General features: G+C 56.5%; 15 protein-coding genes. 4 read left to right on the plus strand and 11 right to left on the minus strand.

Features of this window, described 5'->3' with window-relative positions; all coding sequences use genetic code 11:
• Positions 1-109: 109 nt before the first annotated feature.
• The 6 genes from ACYVAC_RS14685 to ACYVAC_RS14710 form a co-directional block, all read right to left on the minus strand.
• A complete protein-coding gene (locus ACYVAC_RS14685) occupies positions 110-1,120 on the minus strand; it encodes a phosphotransferase (RefSeq protein ID WP_461098480.1) in 1,011 nt (336 codons plus the stop codon).
• Between the two features lie 204 nt (positions 1,121-1,324).
• Positions 1,325-1,876 carry a hypothetical protein gene (locus ACYVAC_RS14690; RefSeq protein WP_461098482.1) on the minus strand — a complete coding sequence of 184 codons (552 nt, stop codon included), beginning with the start codon at positions 1,874-1,876 and terminating at the stop codon, positions 1,325-1,327.
• Positions 1,877-1,959: 83 nt separating this feature from the next.
• Positions 1,960-3,012, minus strand: a complete 1,053-nt coding sequence (locus ACYVAC_RS14695; protein WP_461098484.1) for a sugar phosphate isomerase/epimerase family protein — start codon at positions 3,010-3,012, stop codon at positions 1,960-1,962.
• 42 nt (positions 3,013-3,054) lie between these two features.
• Complete coding sequence (locus ACYVAC_RS14700) at positions 3,055-3,435, minus strand: four helix bundle protein (RefSeq protein ID WP_461098486.1); 381 nt, start codon at positions 3,433-3,435, stop codon at positions 3,055-3,057.
• Between the two features lie 58 nt (positions 3,436-3,493).
• Entirely contained in the window at positions 3,494-4,639 is a 1,146-nt protein-coding gene (locus ACYVAC_RS14705) for a Gfo/Idh/MocA family protein (RefSeq protein WP_461098488.1), read from the minus strand.
• Positions 4,640-4,856: 217 nt separating this feature from the next.
• Positions 4,857-5,990 (minus strand): Gfo/Idh/MocA family protein, encoded by a 1,134-nt coding sequence (locus ACYVAC_RS14710; RefSeq protein ID WP_461098786.1) that lies wholly within the window; start codon positions 5,988-5,990, stop codon positions 4,857-4,859.
• A 296-nt stretch (positions 5,991-6,286) separates the two neighbouring features.
• On the opposite strand from ACYVAC_RS14710, the gene ACYVAC_RS14715 reads away from it, so the two are divergent.
• The gene (locus ACYVAC_RS14715; RefSeq protein WP_461098489.1) at positions 6,287-7,528 is read left to right on the plus strand and encodes an MFS transporter; all 1,242 of its coding nucleotides are present in this window, start codon (positions 6,287-6,289) and stop codon (positions 7,526-7,528) included.
• Between the two features lie 124 nt (positions 7,529-7,652).
• Positions 7,653-8,390 (plus strand): hypothetical protein, encoded by a 738-nt coding sequence (locus tag ACYVAC_RS14720; protein ID WP_461098491.1) that lies wholly within the window; start codon positions 7,653-7,655, stop codon positions 8,388-8,390.
• Here ACYVAC_RS14720 and ACYVAC_RS14725 read toward each other — a convergent pair.
• On the minus strand, positions 8,374-9,828 hold the full coding sequence (locus ACYVAC_RS14725) for a dihydrolipoyl dehydrogenase family protein (RefSeq protein ID WP_461098493.1): 1,455 nt from the start codon (positions 9,826-9,828) through the stop codon (positions 8,374-8,376). The two genes, ACYVAC_RS14720 and ACYVAC_RS14725, sit on opposite strands and share 17 nt — an antisense overlap.
• Positions 9,829-9,852: 24 nt before the next feature.
• A complete protein-coding gene (locus tag ACYVAC_RS14730; RefSeq protein WP_461098495.1) occupies positions 9,853-10,764 on the minus strand; it encodes an LEA/WHy family protein in 912 nt (303 codons plus the stop codon).
• 143 nt (positions 10,765-10,907) lie between these two features.
• On the opposite strand from ACYVAC_RS14730, the gene ACYVAC_RS14735 reads away from it, so the two are divergent.
• Entirely contained in the window at positions 10,908-11,720 is an 813-nt protein-coding gene (locus ACYVAC_RS14735; protein WP_461098497.1) for an META domain-containing protein, read from the plus strand.
• A gap of 148 nt (positions 11,721-11,868) precedes the next feature.
• A complete protein-coding gene (locus tag ACYVAC_RS14740) occupies positions 11,869-15,297 on the plus strand; it encodes a ThuA domain-containing protein (protein WP_461098499.1) in 3,429 nt (1,142 codons plus the stop codon).
• A gap of 81 nt (positions 15,298-15,378) precedes the next feature.
• Here the strand turns inward: ACYVAC_RS14740 and ACYVAC_RS14745 are convergent, their stop codons facing one another.
• The 3 genes from ACYVAC_RS14745 to ACYVAC_RS14755 form a co-directional block, all read right to left on the minus strand.
• Positions 15,379-15,984 (minus strand): YceI family protein, encoded by a 606-nt coding sequence (locus ACYVAC_RS14745; protein ID WP_461098501.1) that lies wholly within the window; start codon positions 15,982-15,984, stop codon positions 15,379-15,381.
• 55 nt (positions 15,985-16,039) lie between these two features.
• Positions 16,040-16,495, minus strand: coding sequence for a MarR family winged helix-turn-helix transcriptional regulator (locus ACYVAC_RS14750; RefSeq protein WP_461098503.1), 456 nt, complete (start codon positions 16,493-16,495; stop codon positions 16,040-16,042).
• 61 nt (positions 16,496-16,556) lie between these two features.
• On the minus strand, positions 16,557-18,527 hold the full coding sequence (locus ACYVAC_RS14755; RefSeq protein WP_461098505.1) for a hypothetical protein: 1,971 nt from the start codon (positions 18,525-18,527) through the stop codon (positions 16,557-16,559).
• Positions 18,528-18,557: the final 30 nt, after the last annotated feature.

Raw genomic sequence — 18,557 nt, forward strand, 5'->3', positions numbered from 1 at the left:
TAATTGGGATACACAATTCGTGCGTAGCCAAATATACTCAGCCCCGCCCCATACGCTGCGCCCCGAAACAGTGGAAATACACGAGCGGGGCATGGGCAGGCTGGAAGGTTTACTGCCCCTCGGCAGCTGGTTCGGCGGTTCTCAGCTCGTTGTAATCGAACCAGCGTTTGATACGCATTTCCACAAACCGCTGCAGATATACCTCATTGATAAAGACGTTGGACCAATTGTCAAAGCGCTGGCACTGCACGCCCAAGTAGTACAGGTAAATACTCATGCTGAATACCGGCAACAGCCGTTTCTCCTCCTCGGTGAGCGGTCGTACCGACTCGTAGCCCGCCAGAAAGCGCGCCCGCTTGGCCAGAAAATCGGCCTCTATACCCTCGGTGCTGTGAAGTTGCATGAGGTAATACCCCACATCGAGCGCCAGCGGGCCATTGCCGCAGAAATCAAAGTCGAATAGCGTAGCCTGACCGGCTGCATCGAAACTCATGTTATCGAACCAGATATCGAGATGAACGGCCCCTACCGGCAGCTGAGACCAGTCGGCCGTGGCCCAGGCCGCGAGCAGGGTTGTCTGGGCACCGTTCAGAAAGCGCCACTCGGCCGAGTCGCCGGCAAAAAACGGGCGTGCCACGTTGAGTGACTCAACCAGCAGTGGTTCAGCCGTGTACATAATTCGCTCGAGGGTGTACCCCGCCGTCAGCTGGTGGAAACGGGCCATCGTGCGGCCCAGCTGCTCATGCTGTTCGGCGGGGAAGGTCAGTATCTTTTGACCGGGCGCAAACGAAAACAGTACGCCGTAGCGCAACCCCTCGGGCGCATCGATTGGTTGCAGATACTGGCCAGTTGGGTCGGGCAATGCATACGAGACCGGGATGCCCCCCGCCCGCACGTGGTCGAGCAGCCGAATCTCTTCGCTGATCTCAACTTCCATGCGCCAGTTGAGGCTGTAGATACGGAACACGTAGGCCTGGGCCCCGGCCTGCACGCGGTAGGAGTGATTTACGCCCGCTTTCAGCAGCCGGCACGTTACGCCATCGCCCAGTGCATAACGCTGTTGCAGGAATTGAGCCAGGAAATCGGGCGCGATAATGGAGGAGGTGACGGGGACAGGCAAGGTTCAGATTCGTTGGTGGCACGAAATATACTTGCTTTTGGGGAGGAGCCGTCTATTCACGTTAAGGTGGCTGGCCAGGAAACCACAACCCGTCTTTCTCACCGGCCCTGCCAGGATCATCAGTGTAATTAGCTATCGACAGGATGACATGATTTTTCAGGAGGTTGCTAAAGCAGGGTCAGTAACTATGCGAGAAGTATGCGATCATTTTTTTGTCAATTTGTTGTTGGCCCCGGGCTTTCCAAACAGCGGCTTAAGCTCCCGGTGTAGTTGCTCTTCGAGCAGAGACACCAGGTCTTTATCGTCCAGCTTAATGTGTGAAAATGTGATAGTCAAGTCACTATCGTCAATCCATCTTGCCAGTTGTAGCGAATAAGTATGTGCATTACCGAAACCACAATGCTGTTTAAAACGCTCACCCAGCTTCGTTCGAGTACAACTTCCCACGTAAATGAATCGACTATCAGTGCCCTTGTTATCGCGCGCCATCTTGTACGCAGCAGGCTTTTCGGAGCGTTGGGCATTAAACCGCTCTACTAATTCTTTTGGTTTATCGACTTCAAACCAATAGATGTGGCTACCCTCACCCATTAATTCCCGAGCAAGGTTCTTCACAGACTCTTTGTCTTTGATTTGGGCACTGGTAAGACTGAACGTTTTAGCGTTTATTGGCAATTCTGCTGACCGAACCTGCTCAATCGCGTCCTGCAAATGGCTAATTAATCTTTTTTGTATGTCTATTAAATTGATTGTCATCGGTGTCAAATTTAAAGGGCATAAAGAAGGGTGTTGAGTAAATGCTCAACACCCGGGCAATGCATTACTGATGTTCAGATTTACTACAGCCCCAGCACTTTTTTGTTGAAGGCTTCGTCGGAGCCGGTGCCGGCGAAATCGTCGAAAGCCCGTTCGGTAACGCGGATAATGTGGTCGGCAATGAAAGGCGCTCCTTCGGCAGCCCCCTGTTCGGGGTGCTTCAGCGCACACTCCCACTCCAGCACCGCCCACCGGTCGTAGTCGTACTGCGCCAGTTTGGAGAAGATGCCCGAGAAATCGACCTGCCCGTCGCCGAGCGATCGGAAACGACCAGCCCGCTCTACCCAGCCCTGGTAGCCACCGTATACGCCCTGTTTACCCGTCGGGTTGAACTCGGCATCTTTCACGTGGTAGGCAAAAATCCGCTCGTGGTAGAAATCGATAAACTGCAGGTAGTCGAGCTGCTGCAGCACAAAGTGGCTGGGATCGTAGTTGATACCGGCGCGGGGGTGGTTGCCTACCTGCTCCAGAAACATCTCAAACGTAACGCCATCGTGCAGGTCTTCGCCGGGGTGCAATTCGTAGGCTAGGTCGACACCCGCGTCTTCATAGGCGTTCAGAATCGGCAACCAGCGCTCGCCCAGCTCTTTAAAACCCGTTTCGACCAAGCCGGCGGGCCGCTGTGGCCAGGGATAGATAAACGGCCACAGCAACGCGCCCGAGAACGTTGGGCTGGCTTTAAGCCCCAGATTCTGGCTGGCTTTGGCGGTCATTAGCAGCTGATCGACCGCCCAGGCCTGCTGGTCTTTGGGCTTGCCCGCCAGTTCGGCCGGGCCGAAGCCATCGAACATGGGGCCATAGGCGGGGTGCACGGCTACCAGCTGTCCCTGCAGGTGGGTGGCCAGTTCGGTTACTTCTACGCCGATCTCGGCCAGCTTGCCCTTGTACTCGTCGCAGTAGGTTTTGCTTTCCGACGCTTGCTTCAGATCGATCATGCGCGGGTCCCAGGTCGGGATCTGCACACCTTTGTAGCCCAGGTCGGCCATGTATCTGGCGATCGACTCGAGCGAATTGAAGGGGGCGGTATCGCCCAGAAATTGGGCCAGAAATATGGCCGGACCTTTCATTGTTTTCATTATCTATTGAGTGATTTAGCGATTGAGCGATTGTGTGCGTGACTATGGGTGCCGGTTCGTTGTAGATCGTGCTTTGGCCAGCAGCTTCAGGAGTTGATATCCTTCGGCAATCAACTCACTCAATCGGGTTTCTGATAGAATATCGGTAAAAATCAACATCTCCAGCCAAAAGAGCGACTCGTCGAGTTCTTCGACAACTATGCTCAGTTTGGCAAAAAACTCGCTCTGACTGCGTGCCCGGCGAACAGCCCGATAGTTAGCGGCTGCCGACGATGATGACCGGACCAGTTGTTTACCAAAGTGCTGTGCTTCGTAAGTCGCAGGCAGGGCCCGGAATACCTGAATGCACCGTAGCATAAACGTACGCAGACGCTGCTCCACCCCATCGGCAAAATCGCCTTTATCCAATCTGACTGGCTCCATAGTTTTTAAGACGCAGGATACACTCAATCACACATGCACACAATCGCTCAAGAATACCTTATACCTCCACCCAGGCCTGCTGGCGGTTGCTGTCGAGGATGCGCTCGCAGATGAGGAGTTCGCGGTAGCCGTCGGCGAAGGTCGGGAAGGTTGGCTTGTCGGGCATTTTGCCGGCCGCAACAGCTTCGTACACCTCCTTGAAAAGCTGTTTCGACGTGTCGGGGAATCCTTCGTTGTGACCACCGGGGAAACTGATGACCGACCGGGCTTCGGCGTGCACGAGTGAGGGGTCGCGCATGAGGCTTTCATTGTAGCCATCACGGTTACCAATCCACATCTCGTTGGGCGCTTCGGAGTTCCAGGCAAACGTTTTCTTCGAGCCGGCAATCTCCAGTTTCATCTGGTTTTTGCGGCCCGCCGATACCTGCGATACCGTAATAACCCCCCGATTGCCGTTGTCGAACCGCAGCAGCACATTGGCATGGTCTTCGGTATTGATGGCCACATCGGCGTAATCTTCCGGCTGCAGCATCTTGCCCGAATACGTCTCAACGGGTTTGAGCGGCTTCTTGCGCACCTTGTGGACCGTGTTGAAATCGGCCATAACGGCCACCGTTTTCAGACCCGTGATATACTCAAGGCTATCCATCAGATGCGACCCGATGTCGGCAATGGCCCGCGAATCGCCCGACTTATCGGGTTCGAGCCGCCAGTTGTAGTCGGTATCGTAGAACAGCCAGTCCTGCAGGTACGAGCCAATGATGCTGTAGACATCGCCCAGATCGCCCTTTTCGCGCATGGTTTTCATCTGCCGCACGAGCGGGTAATAGCGCAGGTTGAAATGCACCGCGTTGACCAGGCCGGTTTCTTTCGCCAGCTGCACCAGTTCTTCGGCTTCGTGCAGGTCTTTGGCCAGGGGTTTTTCGCACACGACGTGCTTGCCCGCCAGCAGAGCCGCCTTCGACTGCTGATAGTGCAGAAAGTTGGGCGTGCAGATATGGACCGCCTGGATATCATCCATGGCCAGCAGTTCGTCGAACGTACAGGCGCGCTCAATGCCCAGCTGATCGGCTTTCTGGCGGGCCAGTTCGGTGGTTACTTCACACAGCGCCAGCACGTTGGTATTAGGCAGCCGACGCAGAGCTTCGATGTGGGCAGGGCCAATGAATCCGGTGCCGACGACACCGATGTTGATCTTTTGCATAAGGGGTTTATTAGCGAATTGAGATTGAGAGGTTGGTTCTGACAGCAGCCTGCCCGGTGCAGCCTGACCCCCTGTGAGGAAGCCGACAGCCTGGCAAACGTTTGTCTTTAGCTGTTGATAAAGGCAGTCAGGAACCGGCCTTACCTACGCCGGGGCAGGTAAGGCCGGTCAACAGCGTGAACACAACGGATCGGAGCCGATGCCCGATGCCGCCCGATCACTCAATAAAGGCCGTCCACTTCTCCAACGACTGGTTGGACGCGATAACGGTGTCGATGAAGGCCAGCCCGCGTACGCCATCGGTTACACCGGGGAAGTCGTACAGCGGATCGGCGGGTTGCCCGGCCATGTGCGCCTTCACGGCAAAGGCAAAGTTGCGATACACGTTGGCAAAGGCTTCAAAGAAGCCTTCGGGGTGGCCAGCCGGCAGGCGGATGTGTGCCTTGGCCGATGCCGACATTTCGCCCACGTTGGGCCGGATGATCCGTTGGCTCTCCTGCGTTTTGTGAATCAGCGTATTGGGTTCCATCTGGTGCCATTCCAGACCGCCCAGTTCGCCATACACGTAAATTTTAAGGGCGTTTTCCTCGCCGTTGCTGACCTGGCTGGCGTGCAGCACGCCCTTGGCGCCCCCGTCGAACCGCAGGAGCACGTTGCCATCGTCGTCGAGCTGGCGGCCGGGTACGAAGGTGCTTAGGTCGGCACAGAGCTCGGTAATTTTGAGACCCGTTACGTATTCGGCTAGATTCTCGGCGTGGGTACCAATGTCGCCCATGGCACCGGCCGCCCCCGACTTGGTGGGATCGGTGCGCCAGATAGCCTGTTTGTAGTCGTTGTGCTCTTCGGCACGAGACAGCCAGCCCTGCGGGTACTCGACTACTACTTTCCGAAGCTTGCCAAGTTTACCGTTACGCACCATATCCCGGGCTTCCTTCACCATGGGGTAGCCCGTATAGTTATGGGTCAGGCCAAAAACGAGCCCTGTCTGTGCTACAATCTCGGCCAGTTCTTTGGCCTGTTGGAGGTTCAGCGTCATGGGCTTGTCGCAGATGACGTGAAATCCATTTTCGAGCGCCAGTTTGGCGGGCGGGAAGTGCATGTGGTTTGGCGTCACGATCGACACAAAATCCATGCGTTCGCCTTCGGGTAGTTCTTTCTCCCGCCGGATCATGTCTTCGAAGCTCGTATAAACCCGGTCGTCGGGCAGATACAGGGCTTTGCCGGTGGCTTTCGATTTCTCGGCCGACTGACTGAAAACACCACACACCAGTTCAATTTCGTTATCCAGTACGGCGGCCCGGCGGTGAACAGCGCCGATAAAAGCATCGAGGCTGCCCCCGATCTGACCCATGCGCAATTTTCGTTGCATCACTATGTAGCGTTGAAAGTAAGAGGGTTAAGGAGCTGGCCTGGCCCGGTTGGCCTGGCTGCGGGGCCGGACGGGGGCCTGGCCACGCCCGGCAAACACCGTTACCAAATCAGCATTGCGGAAACGCAAGCCCCTTTCCAGCGCCGGAAATTAGCGGTTTTAGCTTATTTTTCGGAAAATTTACCTAAATACCTCCTTAACGACGGGAGTTTGCCCCGCCGACCGCCTTTAGTTTCAACAGCAGTTCCGTCATCCAAAAACCCCTTATTCCTGACCAAATGAACATGACAATCAATCGTTCGCGGCTGTTCAACGCCAGTTGCTTTGCGATCATCACCACGGCTATGGCGTTTGCCATCCGGGCAGGCGTTCTGACCCAGTTGGGTAAAGAATTTAACCTGTCGGCCAAAGAGCTGGGCTATGTCAACCAGATGGCATTTCTGGGCTTCCCGATTGCCATGATTTTCGGCGGCCCCCTCTACAACATTCTCGGTCCGAAGCGCATTGCCTGGGTCGCTTTCGTTACCCACGTGCTGGGGCTAGTCATGACGATTTTCGCCACCGGCTTCTGGTCGCTGCTGCTCTCGACCTTTTTTGTTGGCTTTGGCAACGGTACGGTCGAAGCGGCCTGCAACCCTATGGTTACGGGGCTCTACAGCGGCAACCAGACCACCAAGATGCTCAACCGGCTGCACATGTGGTTTCCGGGCGGGATCGTTATCGGTAGCCTGCTCTCCAAATTCATGACCGATGCCGGGCTGGGCTGGCAGCTCCAGATCGGGGCCATCCTGATTCCGGCCGTTATCTACGCCGGTCTGTTCTTGGGTCAGGAGTTCCCCAGCAGCAAGGTCGAAGGGGCAGCCTCGACGGGCGAGAACCTGAAAGCGATGATGTCGCCCCTGTACCTGTTTATGCTCGCCTGCATGGCCCTGACGGCTATTTCGGAGTTCGGTCCCGAACAGTGGATCGACCCCATCATGCGGAATGCCGGTGCCAACCCCATGATTATTCTGGCACTGGTAACGGGTCTGATGGCCGTTGGCCGCTACTTTGCCGGCCCCATCGTTCACCGCCTGAACCCAACGGGGGTTATCTGGGGCTCGTCGATCATGGCGGCTATTGGTATCTACCTGATGAGCAACGCCACCGGCGGCATGGTTTATTTCTCAGCCATCATCTTCGCCATTGGCGTGTGCTACTTCTGGCCCACCATGCTGGGTTTTGTGGCCGAATACATTCCCCGTTCGGGCGCATTCGGGCTATCGATCATGGGCGGCATGGGTATGTTCGCCACCTCGATCTTCCAGCCCGTGATTGGGGGCTGGCTCGATGCTGAAGCCGCCAAACGGGGGCTGACGGCCGAAACAGCCGACCTTGCCACCGGGCAGGCTACGCTGGGCCACATGGTTATTTTCCCGCTGATTCTGATCGTTGCGTTCGGTGCGCTGTTCTTTGTGATGCGTAACCGCAAGCCCGACCACGCCAACGACATCCTGGCTACCGAGCAGCCACAACTGTAAGGCTTCCTAATTTTGGGTTCGTCGACAGGCCCGGCTATCGAAGACGATGGCCGGGCCTGTTTTGTTGGTAGTTCCATACGCGATTCTTCGAACATGACTTGTTTTGGCTAACGACCAATTGCTCATGACGCCCAATCTCCGTTATCTCTGTACGCCCATCCCCTTCGGACTGGCGCTGGCCTTTGCGCTCACGACGGCGTTCACGCTGGCAATCTGGCTGTGGGCCGTGCGCAAAGCTGTTCCTAAACGCGTTGCCCTGGTGTGTGCTATACTGGCAGGCTGGCTGGGTTTACTGAGTGGCCTGGCGGCCAGCGGCTTTTTTCTGGATGTGCGGGCTATTCCGCCCCGACTGCCGCTGCTACTGCTCCCACCAATTGGCACTATCATGGGCCTGTGGCCGACCCGGACGGGGCGCCGGCTTCTCGATGCGCTCCCGCTGGCACCGATTACCTACTTGCACACCCTGCGGATACCTGTCGAACTGGTGCTTTTTGGTTTATATACCCATCACCAGCTTCCGTTGGCCATGACGTTCGAGGGTCGAAATTTCGATATACTGGCGGGTCTCACGGCGCCCCTGGCCGGGTATTATCTAACAAAAGGCCCAATCGCCAACCGACGGTGGCTTATTGGCTGGAACCTGCTTTGTCTGGTACTGCTGGCTAACATCGTGCTGACAGCCATCTTCGCGGCACCGGGGCCGCAACAACAGCTTGCATTCGGGCAGCCCAACGTGGCTGTTCTGAAGTGGCCGCTGGTCTGGCTACCCGGTTTTGTGGTGCCCGTGGTGCTACTGAGTCATCTGGCCGCCCTGCGGCAACTCCTGCGCGGCCTGGCCCCCAAGCCTAATACAACCACTTGACGGCTTTTTTAAGAACGGCCGGCAGGTTATCAGACACCTGATCGACCCAAACCGACTTATTGACCCGGCTGGCCGTTGGGTACGGATAAATTTTGTTGAAGAAGTCGCCCGAGGTGAGGCCCTGTTGAATGGCCAGAATCAGTTCCTGGGCAATCTCGCCCGCCCCGGGCGCAATGACTGTACCCCCCAGCAATTTGGTGCTGAATGGATTGACCCCTTTTGGTTCTGTAAAGAGAATCATGCGGGCGTACGTATAGTCGTCAGACACCGCCCGATCGTCGTGCACAAAATCGTAGTCGATGCGCTCATAGTTGGTACCTCGCTTTTTCAACTGCTCTTCCGACAAACCGAACGTAGCGACTTCGGGGTCGGTAAAAGTAACCCACGAGAAATGGTCGTAACTGAGCTTTTTGTCGAGCACCTGCCCCGGCGTCAGAAAATTGGTCACCAGCATCGACACGTGCAGCTCGGCCGCGTGTGAAAAAAACCGTTGCCCGGCCGGTGCACCCGCGGCCGCGTCGCCGGCGGCAAACACCCGGGAGTTGGTCGTTTGCAGGTAGTCGTTCAGCCTGATCCGACCTTTCTCGTCGAGTTCGATATCAGCCGCGGGCAGGTTCAGGTCGTCGTAGTTGAACGTGCGGCCAATGGCGACCAGCACCGTATCGAACGACACAACTTCCAGCAGCCCGTCGGGCGTTTTCAGCTCGGCGGTATGCGCATCGCGAAAGGCCGTTACCTCCCGGTTCAGCTTAAAGGTCATTCCCTCATCGGTCAGCCGCTTTTGCAGCAGGTCCGACACCTCCGGGAGTTCCTTGCTCAGAATGCGGCCTTCGCCCCCCACCACCGTTACCTGGCTACCCAGCCGCTGGAAAGCCTGCCCCAGCTCGATGCCGATCGGCCCCGCCCCTACCACCAGCAGGCGTTCGGGCAGCACATCGAGCGAGAAAATATCCTGGTGGGTGTAGAGCCGCACCTGGTCGGCCCCGTCGGCTTTCAGTGGCTGCGGTCTGGAACCCGTACAGAGGACGATGTTGCGGGCTGTAGTACGCTGCCCGTTGATCTCGATGGTTTGTTTATCAACAAAACGCGCCGTGCCCAGCTCCACATCGAGCCCCTCGGTATCGCGCAGGTAAGCCGCGTTCTCATGCGACCGAATCACATCCTGCTGCTGCCGAACGTAGTCCATCACCGCTTTCAGATCGGTTTGGCCCGTCATGGTCCAGCCGAACGGACTCGCCCGCCGGCCGTTCTGCACCAGCCGGCTTACGTGCAGCAGCGCCTTGCTCGGCACACAGCCATCGTTCAGGCAATCGCCCCCGATACGCGCATCGGTTCGGTCGATCAGCAGCACGTCGAAGCCGATGCGCTTCATGGCGATGGCTACGCCCAGCCCGGCCGAACCGGCTCCAACCGCAATCAAATCGTACTGTGCTTTCATAGTGTCGTAGGGGCAGCGCCAAACTTATTTTTTCTTTTTGAAATCGTCGAGCGTACCCCGAATCGTGGTCACAACCTTGCTGTTTTTAAACGCCAGATTACCCTTCTTATCGATAATCTTGCAGCGGAACGCAACTTCGTAGGGCGTGTCTTTCTTATCGAACAGCATTTTGGGCAGCACGCTCAGCGTTTTGCCGAGCTTGCCCGTTACCGGAAACACGACCGGCGTGGTAGCATCGGCTTTCACCAGAATGGGTTCCGGCTGATCGCCCTCGGCAATCTGCTTGCCGTTGATCGTCACCGAGTAGTGCGTATCGACGATGTTGTAGGGGAATTTATTTCGGTTCGTGATGGCCACCCTGGCCGCAATATCCTGACTTTTCAGGTTGAGGGGACCAAAATCAATATCGGTCACCTTGAACGTTGGGACATAGTACGTTGGGGCCCGTTTCGACGAAGTGACGGCAAACGTTTCCTTGCCCAGAATGGGCAGGTCGAGCGCAAACGTGGTGCGCAGGGTGTAGGTCGTTGTATCGACATGCTTGGCATAAAGCGAATCAAGCACACGGTTGAGTTTTTTCGAGAGCAGTTTGGCGGGCAGCGCTACAACCGTACTGTCGCCCGAGCGCACTTCGATCGGTTTTTTATACGAATCGACCACAATGGGGGTATTGGCAATGTAAACCGTATAATCGACCTGGTGCGCTTTAAACCCTACCGGCAACGGGTTGTCTATGAGCAGGCACATATTCAGGTTTATGGCCTCTTCGTCGATATCGGTAATATCGAACCGACTTAACTCGAGCCGGGGGCTGAGCGTATTGTCGTATGGTTTGCCGGTCGATGCCCGCTCGTTTTTCAGCCGCAGGTACCAGACCAGTGCCCCCGCTGCGCCGATCAGTGCGATCGCCAGCGCGATTATTACCCCTTTTTTCATCCGATTGCTTTGTGTAGTGTCGTAGCGGGTATAACCCACGGCTAATCAGGAGTGTTTACCGGTATACACCAATCGCCCGGATTTTGTCACTGCACAGCTACATTACCACGCGCTGCCCCTTCGTTCCCAAACCCGCTGACTCCATGAAATCACCCCTGTTGTTGCTTACCGCGCTGACACTGCTCCTGAGCTGCCATCGGCCATCCCGCCAGCTGGCGGCCACCCTCACGCCTATCACTAAACGCGACTCGATGCCTGAACCCAACACATTCGGCGACTACAGACTGGCCGTCCGGGCCGGCGACGATCTATATGCCGAAAGCAACCCCGCCGGCCGGTGGACCCTTACGCTCAATCAGGAGCGCAACCGGCTCACCTTTCGCCCCGCTACCGGCGACAGTCTCCAGCTGCCGCTGGTAGCGCCCACTACGGCAGCCGACGGCACCATTCGGTATGCCGCTCCGGCGGGTACTACGCCTTACCAGATTCAGTTACTGCCCAGCCTTACCGCCGACTCGGTAACTGGCCAACCGTTCGACTACATCGTTCAGGTCAGCCTGGACGGTACGACCTATCGCGGGCGGGGCCTGTCACTTCGGCCGTTATTGCGGCTGCATGATAACTGGGTGTTGACCAGCCTGAATGGCGAGCCTGTCCGGCAGGGCGGTGGTGGCCCCGGCAGCAACCGCCCCCGTATCGAAATCAACCTGAGCGACGGCCTTGTTGTGGGCAGCACGGGGTGCAACCGCCTGAGCGCTCCGCTGCAGGCCGACCCAAACTTTTTGCGTTTGGGGCCTATCATTACCACCCGCATGGCCTGCCTGGGCGACACTACCAACCTGGAGCATCGATTCCTGCAGGCGCTATCGGGCACACTGGCCCATACCGTCGCCAATAACACCCTGACGCTGAGCCGGTCGGGCCGCCCCATACTCACGTTCAGAAAAGTCGACTAATGTGATGGAATGGCCCGACTGTCTAAAAGAATTGTATCAATAAAAACCCGTTTTTCCCTACTTTTGTACGGTATTGCAACCGATTGTTGTAACCGGCGCATCAGGCCGTCAAGCACCCTCTGATCTATTTCCTTAATCCGCGTTCTTTATGAAAAACCTTCTGCTCCCCTCCCGCATGATGCTGGTGGCGGGCTTCCTGTCAGCGTCGGTCGTAGGCTCTACGGCCCTGGCGCAGTCGGCCAGAAAGCCGGCCGCCCCCAGCAAAACGGTCAAAGCCACTGCCCCGGTCTCGTTGAACCGAGTGCTGGTTTTTGCCAAAACGAAGGGCTTCCGCCATGCGTCTATCCCGGCCGGCAAGCGGGCCATCATGAAACTGGGTGCCGAAAACGGGTTTGCCGTCGACACTACCGAAGATGCAAGCCAGTTTACCGAAGCCAATCTGAAACGATACGGCGCTGTGATCTGGCTCAGCACCACGGGCAATGTGCTCGACAATGCCCAGCAGGCCGCTTTCGAACGCTACATTCAGGCGGGCGGTGGCTTCGTAGGCATCCACGCGGCTACCGACACCGAATACGACTGGCCCTGGTATAACCAGCTGGTGGGTGCTTATTTCCTGAGCCATCCCAAGCAGCAGAACGCCGAAATCGCCATCATCGACAAGAATCACCCGTCGACGAGCATGCTGCCCGATCGGTGGAAACGGTTCGATGAGCTGTACAACTTCAAGAGTATTGTCGATGGTATCCACGTGCTGGGTAAGATCGACGAGAAAACCTACCAGGGTGGTGCCAACGGCGACAATCACCCGTTTATGTGGTACCGCGATTTCGACGGGGGCAAGATGTTCTATACCGCCGGTGGCCACACCGATGAGTCGTACGTAGAGCCGCTGTTTCTGCAGCACCTGCTCGGAGGCATCAAATCGGTTATGGCCACGAGTCTGAAATTCAGCCAGGCCAAAACGCAGCCGTATCCCGAAGAAAACCGGTTCGAGCGGACTGTGCTGTCGCCCAGCCTCGACGAGCCGACCGAACTGGCGGTACTCGATAACGGGAAAGTGCTGTTTGCCGAGCGCAAAGGCGATCTGAAACTTTATAACCCCGCCACCAAATCCGTAAAGACAGTCGCCCGTTTTCCGGTTTATACTAAATTTGAATACGGGCTTATGGGACTCAATGTTGACCCGAATTTTCGGCAAAACAAGTTTGTATACGCCTACTACTCGCCCCTCGCCCGGCCCGAAGCGCCCGGCGATACGGCGCAGCACCTCTCGCGCTTTGTGTATGACGACGTGAAAGATACGTTGCTGATGAGTACCGAAAAGGTACTGCTGCGCGTGCCCGTCAAACGAACCGACTGCTGCCATACCGGCGGCTCGATTGCCTGGGACCGCAAAGGCAACCTTTACCTCTCGGCCGGCGACGATACCAACCCGTTCACTTCGGCCGGCTTTGCCCCGATTGATAACCGGCCCGGCCGGGCTGGCTGGGACGCCCGCGCTACGTCGAGCAACACCAACGACCTGCGGGGTAAAATTCTGCGGATTCACCCCGAAGCCGATGGCACCTACACCATTCCGGAAGGCAACCTGTTTCCGAAAGGTACCGAAAAAACCCGCCCCGAGATTTACGTAATGGGCAACCGGAATCCCTACCGGATTGCAGTCGATCAGCGGACAGATTTCCTGTACTGGGGCGAAGTAGGCCCCGATGCCGGTAACGACAAAGCCGACCGGGGTCCGCGCGGTCACGACGAGGTGAATCAGGCCCGCAAAGCCGGCTACTACGGCTGGCCCCTGTTTGTGGCCGACAACCGCCCCTACCGCGCCTTCAACTTTGCCGACAGCACGGTAGGCCCCGCTTTCGATGCGGCCAAACCGATCAACGACTCGCCCCACAACACGGGCCTGACCGAACTGCCCCCGGCGCAGAAAGCCTTTATCTATTACCCCTACGCCGACTCGCCCGAATTTGGCGACATCGTAGGCAAGGGCGGTCGTAATGCCATGGCAGGGCCCGTCTACTACTACGATGACTACGCCAATTCGGACGTTAAGTTTCCGAAGGCTTACGACGGCAAGCTGTTTGCCTACGACTGGATGCGCGACTGGATCAACCCCGTTTCGATGAAAGCCAACGGCGATTTCCTGCAAATGGACCGACTCATGCCGGGTACCAAGTTTTCGCACGTGATGGACATGCAGTTCGGTGCCGACGGCTCGCTATACATACTGGAATACGGACAGCAGTGGTTTGCCGCCAACAATGATGCCCGCCTTTCGCGCATCACGTATAATGCCGGCAACCGCAAGCCTGTAGCCACCATCAGCGCCAATAAACTGGTTGGGGCGGCACCGCTAACGGTAGCCTTTACCGGTAACCAGTCGATGGATTACGATGGCGACGCCATTACCTATGCCTGGTCGTTTGGGAAAGGCATGCCCACCAAAAACACGCCCGATGCCACGGTAACGTTTACCAAACCGGGTGTTTATCCCGCTACGCTGCGCGTGACCGATGCTGCCGGCAAGGTAGCCACGCAGACCGTCGAGGTGCGGGTTGGCAACGCCGAACCATCGGTAGCAGTCGAAGTAGCCGGCAACAAAACGTTTTATTTTCCCAGCAAACCGGTTAAATACGCAGTAAAAGTGTCGGACAAGGAAGATGGTACGCTGGCCAAAGGCATCAATGCCGATGAGGTGATGATGACCATCAACTACCTCGAAGGCTTCGACAAAACCATGCTGGCACAGGGTCACCAGGCCAATACCGGCTTCTCGACCGGCAAACGCCTGATCGAACTGAGCGACTGTAAGTCCTGCCACGCGGTTGACAAGAAGTCGATTGGCCCCTCGTTTATCGATATCGCCAAGAAGTATAAGAAAGGCTTTCAGACCGAAGGCAAACTGGCCAAGAAGATCATCAACGGTGGTGGAGGTGTCTGGGGCGAACAGGCCATGAGCGCCCACCCCCAGCTGAAAGATTCCGAAGCAGCCGATATGGTGAAATACATCCTGTCGCTGGGTGATGAGAAAGCCGCCAACCGGCAGCCACTGGCCGGCGCTTACGTGCCCGAGCGGCAGGCCAAACCCGGCTCCTATATCCTGACGGCTTCGTACACCGACCGCGGCAACGGTATTATCGGCCCCCTCACCCAGAGCAGTTCGGTAGCCCTGCGCTCGCCGATGATCAAGGCCGTCTCGGCCGATGGAAAGCAGGATATTTACCAGTTCGACATTCCTACCATGGGTCCGGCTGCGATTGGCCTGAAATCGGGTAGTAATGTGTCGTTCACGGGCATCGACCTGACCGGTATTCAGGGCGTTTCGGCCACGGTGTTCAGCGCCGATGAACGTACGGCGGGTGGCAAACTCGAAGCCCGGCTCGACTCACCCACGGGGCAGCTGCTGGCTACGGCCGATGTGAAGAAAGGATTGGCAGGTCCGGTTAATCTGCCATTCAGCACCCCGGTCAACGGTATGCACAAGCTGTACCTGGTATTCGTGAATCCGGAAGCGGGGCAGAAACCCCTCTTCGCGCTCGATACGGTGCAGTTTACACCCCAGGGTATGTAGCCACTGCCCTTTCTGTAAACCACAGAAAAGCCCCCGGCGCCTACTGGCACCGGGGGCTTTTTGCTGTACAGCGAGGCTGTCTTATTTTTTGGCTACCAGTTTCATCTCAACGGTGAAATCGTCGTAGATGGCTTTGTCGCCAATGTTTTCGAAAAACGACTTCGAACCGTACCGGATGTCATATTTAGTGCGGTCGAGGGTAGCTTTACCGTCGGCTTCGATCATGTTGCCGTTTACTTTCACCGTGGCCGGGAAGGTTACCGCGTTAGTGATGCCTTTGATGGTCATGTTGCCGGTGATATCGTAGGCGTTACCACCTTTGGGCGTCACTTTCGTGATTTTGAACGTCGAGGTCGGAAATTTCGCCGTGTTAAAGAAATCTTCTGATTTCATGTGGCCAATGAATTTAGCATTGTAGCTGGCATCAGTGATGTCGGTGCAGACGATGCTGTTCATGTCGAAGTTGAATGTACCGCCGGTGATTTTGGTACCATCAACCATCAGCGTACCGTCGCTCAGTTTCACATTGCCCGAGTGCTCACCGGTTACTTTTTTGCCGTTCCAGTTCAGGATGCTTTTCTGTGCATCAACTTTATAGGTGGCGGCTTTCTTGGGAGCTACGAAGGCTGAACCGACAGCCAGTACTACTACGGCCGTGAGGCCCGTCAGAAATTGACGTGTTTTCATTGGTTTGTGTAAAAAAAAGTGGTTGTATATAAAACTGGGGTAATGCAAGTGTGTATCAGCCGCGGAGCTTGTCGAGCAGTATACTCAGCTGAATGGCTTCATCTTCCGTAATTTTCTGATTGTGGGTAGCGTCCCACTTCTCCTGAAAATCGTCGAGTTTCTTCAACAGGTCCAGTCCCGCATCAGTAATCACCACATCGACAGCCCGCCGGTCGCTGGGGCACTCGGTCCGAAGCACCAGTTTTTTCAGCACCAGTTTGTCGACCAGCCGCGAGGCATTCGACATCTTATCGAGCATGCGCTCGGTGATATCAGTTACTTTGGCCGGATTGGGATACTGCCCCCGCAGAATCCGGAGTACGTTATACTGCTGCAGCGTCAGTCCATAGGGCTTCAGCAAACGCGCCTGGCTGTCGCTTATCCAGTTGCTGGTAAACATCAGGTTCACCATCACCCGGTGATGCGGACTCTTGAACGGGGTAGTTTGCTTGATGTCTTCTTCGATGGACATGGGACAAAGATAAAGTAATCGTAATTAATGTATCAACACTATATACAGATAAATTAGTTCATCAGCGGTAAGGAATTATCTGGGGAGCTGATAAATCGAAGTCGCGGAAGCGCAGGCTGGGAACGCCTTCGAACGCCTGCCGGAACGGAATGGTGTTGCCCGGGATGTTGGGGTAATACGATAGGCGGATCTGGAAACTGTTGAATGTCAGGTTCTCATTACGTAGCCGAAAGCCGATTCCGTAGCCCTGATACAGTGTACCACGCAGCAGCGCCCGATCGGAAAAAGTAGACAGACCCAGATTGGCAAACGTGATAAAGGCAACGCGGAATCCCACAACATTGACCCGCGAGAAAAGAATATTTTCGTAGTTGATGAGCAACCGCTTGGTGCCCCGCAGCGCATCGTTGCTGATGCCGATGCCATCGGTATTGATGCCACCACCCGAGCTGCTCAGCGACAGGTATTCGTTGGTGAATCGGTTAATGCCGGTAGTATAGCGGGTGTTCAGAAAATGCCGGGTATTGCCCCACTTGGTCGGAATGAGGGGACTGAAATAATTGGTTTCGAGCGAGAGCACACCCTGCTCGATCTGCCCCTGCCGAACATAGCCCCCCACACTGGCCAGCGCATACAAATAGCCCATGTGCCGGATGTAGTGCCCCTGCGTGTAGTTGATACCGGTATAGAACCGGCGCCCCAGCTCGGCGTTATCGAGCCCCACAACTCCCGAGATGGTAGTGCCCACCGGTACGTCTTCCGTACGGCCAAAGCCGTAGATCAGTACGTCTCGGGTGTATTTCCGGCGCGAAAAGCCCACGCTCATCAGGGTGGTGCGGCTGTTCTGGTAAAGCTGGTTGGTGTCGGCCGTAACGGTGGGGCGGCTGAGGTATTCGTAGTTGGTGTTGCGAAAGGCAATGATTAAACGCGCCCGCCCCCGCTCGCTGGAATCGCCCTCACGGTAGAACAGCCGGAACGAACGACCAAACCAGACATCGGAGAAATTATAGCGCAGTGGCACCAGCCGGACACTATCGTCGCGCGTGACAATGCGGTTGTTGATCAGCGTATGCGTGAGTTCGATGGAGCCGGCATACTTGGTATCGGGCGTTATGAACGGGCGATACATGCGGATAGCCCCCTGCTTCAGGTCGCGCAGGTACAGAAACTCGGCCTGCGCCGTCAGAAAGGTCTTCCCGATGAAGGGTACGGTGTAGCGGGTCTGGTATTCGAGTTTCTGACGGGGATCGGTGCCCGAGTAAGCCAGCTGGGCAAACAGCTGATGGCCCAGACCCCGCACGTTGCGCTGGTCGAACCCTATGTTGAACTGCGTAAGCGACCCCACGCCCCCGTTTGGCTCGAGCGACCAGACATCCTGCGTAATCACGTACACATCCACGAACTGCCGGCTGCCCCGGCGCGGCACCACCAGAATCCGGGCATCGTGAAAAATCGACGTTGTCCGCAACAGCCGTTCATTATCGCGCAGCACGGTAGGATTGACCGCGTCGCCTTCCCGAAAGAGCAGATACGACCGCCGGATCACGTTTTCGCGCGTGTTGACGTGCAGACGGTTGCCCGTTCGCTCGACCCAGCTCCCCGACTGCCGGAGCGTATCGTAAACCGACTGTCCAAACACGTTGAGTCGCCGAATAATAATGTCGCCGATAATGCGCCCCTCGTAAGGCTTGAAGGGGTTGCTTTCGATCACGTTGACCTCTCCTGTTTTCTGCTGGCTGTTGTAAACATCCCGAAACACCGCATCATACAGCTGGCGGGTCAGCCGGTGCTTATACATGCGGGTTTTGAGCCTGGTGTAAAAAATACTGTCGCGCTGAGCCGCTATGCTGTCGGTCAGCGCCGTTGAGCGGGCCATAGCCAGCGAATCGATGGTGGCGGCCAGTTCCTCGGCGCGCAGTGTACTGTCGGCAACCGGCTGCTGAGCCTGAGCACGGCATACGGTCCATAGCAGCAACCACCCGATCACCAGGAATCGGATGGCAGAAGGCCCGCTCAGATACAGTTGCTTCATCGACTTGGTTGTGCGTCTCTTAGAATCATA

This window comes from Spirosoma luteolum (genome assembly GCF_054778875.1).

Bases quoted from the DNA above. Each gene is read 5' to 3' on its own strand.
- ACYVAC_RS14690 (WP_461098482.1), bottom strand. From the start codon at position 1,876: ATGACAATCAATTTAATAGACATACAAAAAAGATTAATTAGCCATTTG.
- ACYVAC_RS14695 (WP_461098484.1), bottom strand. From the start codon at position 3,012: ATGAAAACAATGAAAGGTCCGGCCATATTTCTGGCCCAATTTCTGGGC.
- ACYVAC_RS14700 (WP_461098486.1), bottom strand. From the start codon at position 3,435: ATGGAGCCAGTCAGATTGGATAAAGGCGATTTTGCCGATGGGGTGGAG.
- ACYVAC_RS14705 (WP_461098488.1), bottom strand. From the start codon at position 4,639: ATGCAAAAGATCAACATCGGTGTCGTCGGCACCGGATTCATTGGCCCT.
- ACYVAC_RS14710 (WP_461098786.1), bottom strand. From the start codon at position 5,990: ATGGGTCAGATCGGGGGCAGCCTCGATGCTTTTATCGGCGCTGTTCAC.
- ACYVAC_RS14715 (WP_461098489.1), top strand. From the start codon at position 6,287: ATGAACATGACAATCAATCGTTCGCGGCTGTTCAACGCCAGTTGCTTT.
- ACYVAC_RS14720 (WP_461098491.1), top strand. From the start codon at position 7,653: ATGACGCCCAATCTCCGTTATCTCTGTACGCCCATCCCCTTCGGACTG.
- ACYVAC_RS14725 (WP_461098493.1), bottom strand. From the start codon at position 9,828: ATGAAAGCACAGTACGATTTGATTGCGGTTGGAGCCGGTTCGGCCGGG.
- ACYVAC_RS14730 (WP_461098495.1), bottom strand. From the start codon at position 10,764: ATGAAAAAAGGGGTAATAATCGCGCTGGCGATCGCACTGATCGGCGCA.
- ACYVAC_RS14735 (WP_461098497.1), top strand. From the start codon at position 10,908: ATGAAATCACCCCTGTTGTTGCTTACCGCGCTGACACTGCTCCTGAGC.
- ACYVAC_RS14740 (WP_461098499.1), top strand. From the start codon at position 11,869: ATGAAAAACCTTCTGCTCCCCTCCCGCATGATGCTGGTGGCGGGCTTC.
- ACYVAC_RS14745 (WP_461098501.1), bottom strand. From the start codon at position 15,984: ATGAAAACACGTCAATTTCTGACGGGCCTCACGGCCGTAGTAGTACTG.
- ACYVAC_RS14750 (WP_461098503.1), bottom strand. From the start codon at position 16,495: ATGTCCATCGAAGAAGACATCAAGCAAACTACCCCGTTCAAGAGTCCG.
- ACYVAC_RS14755 (WP_461098505.1), bottom strand. From the start codon at position 18,527: ATGAAGCAACTGTATCTGAGCGGGCCTTCTGCCATCCGATTCCTGGTG.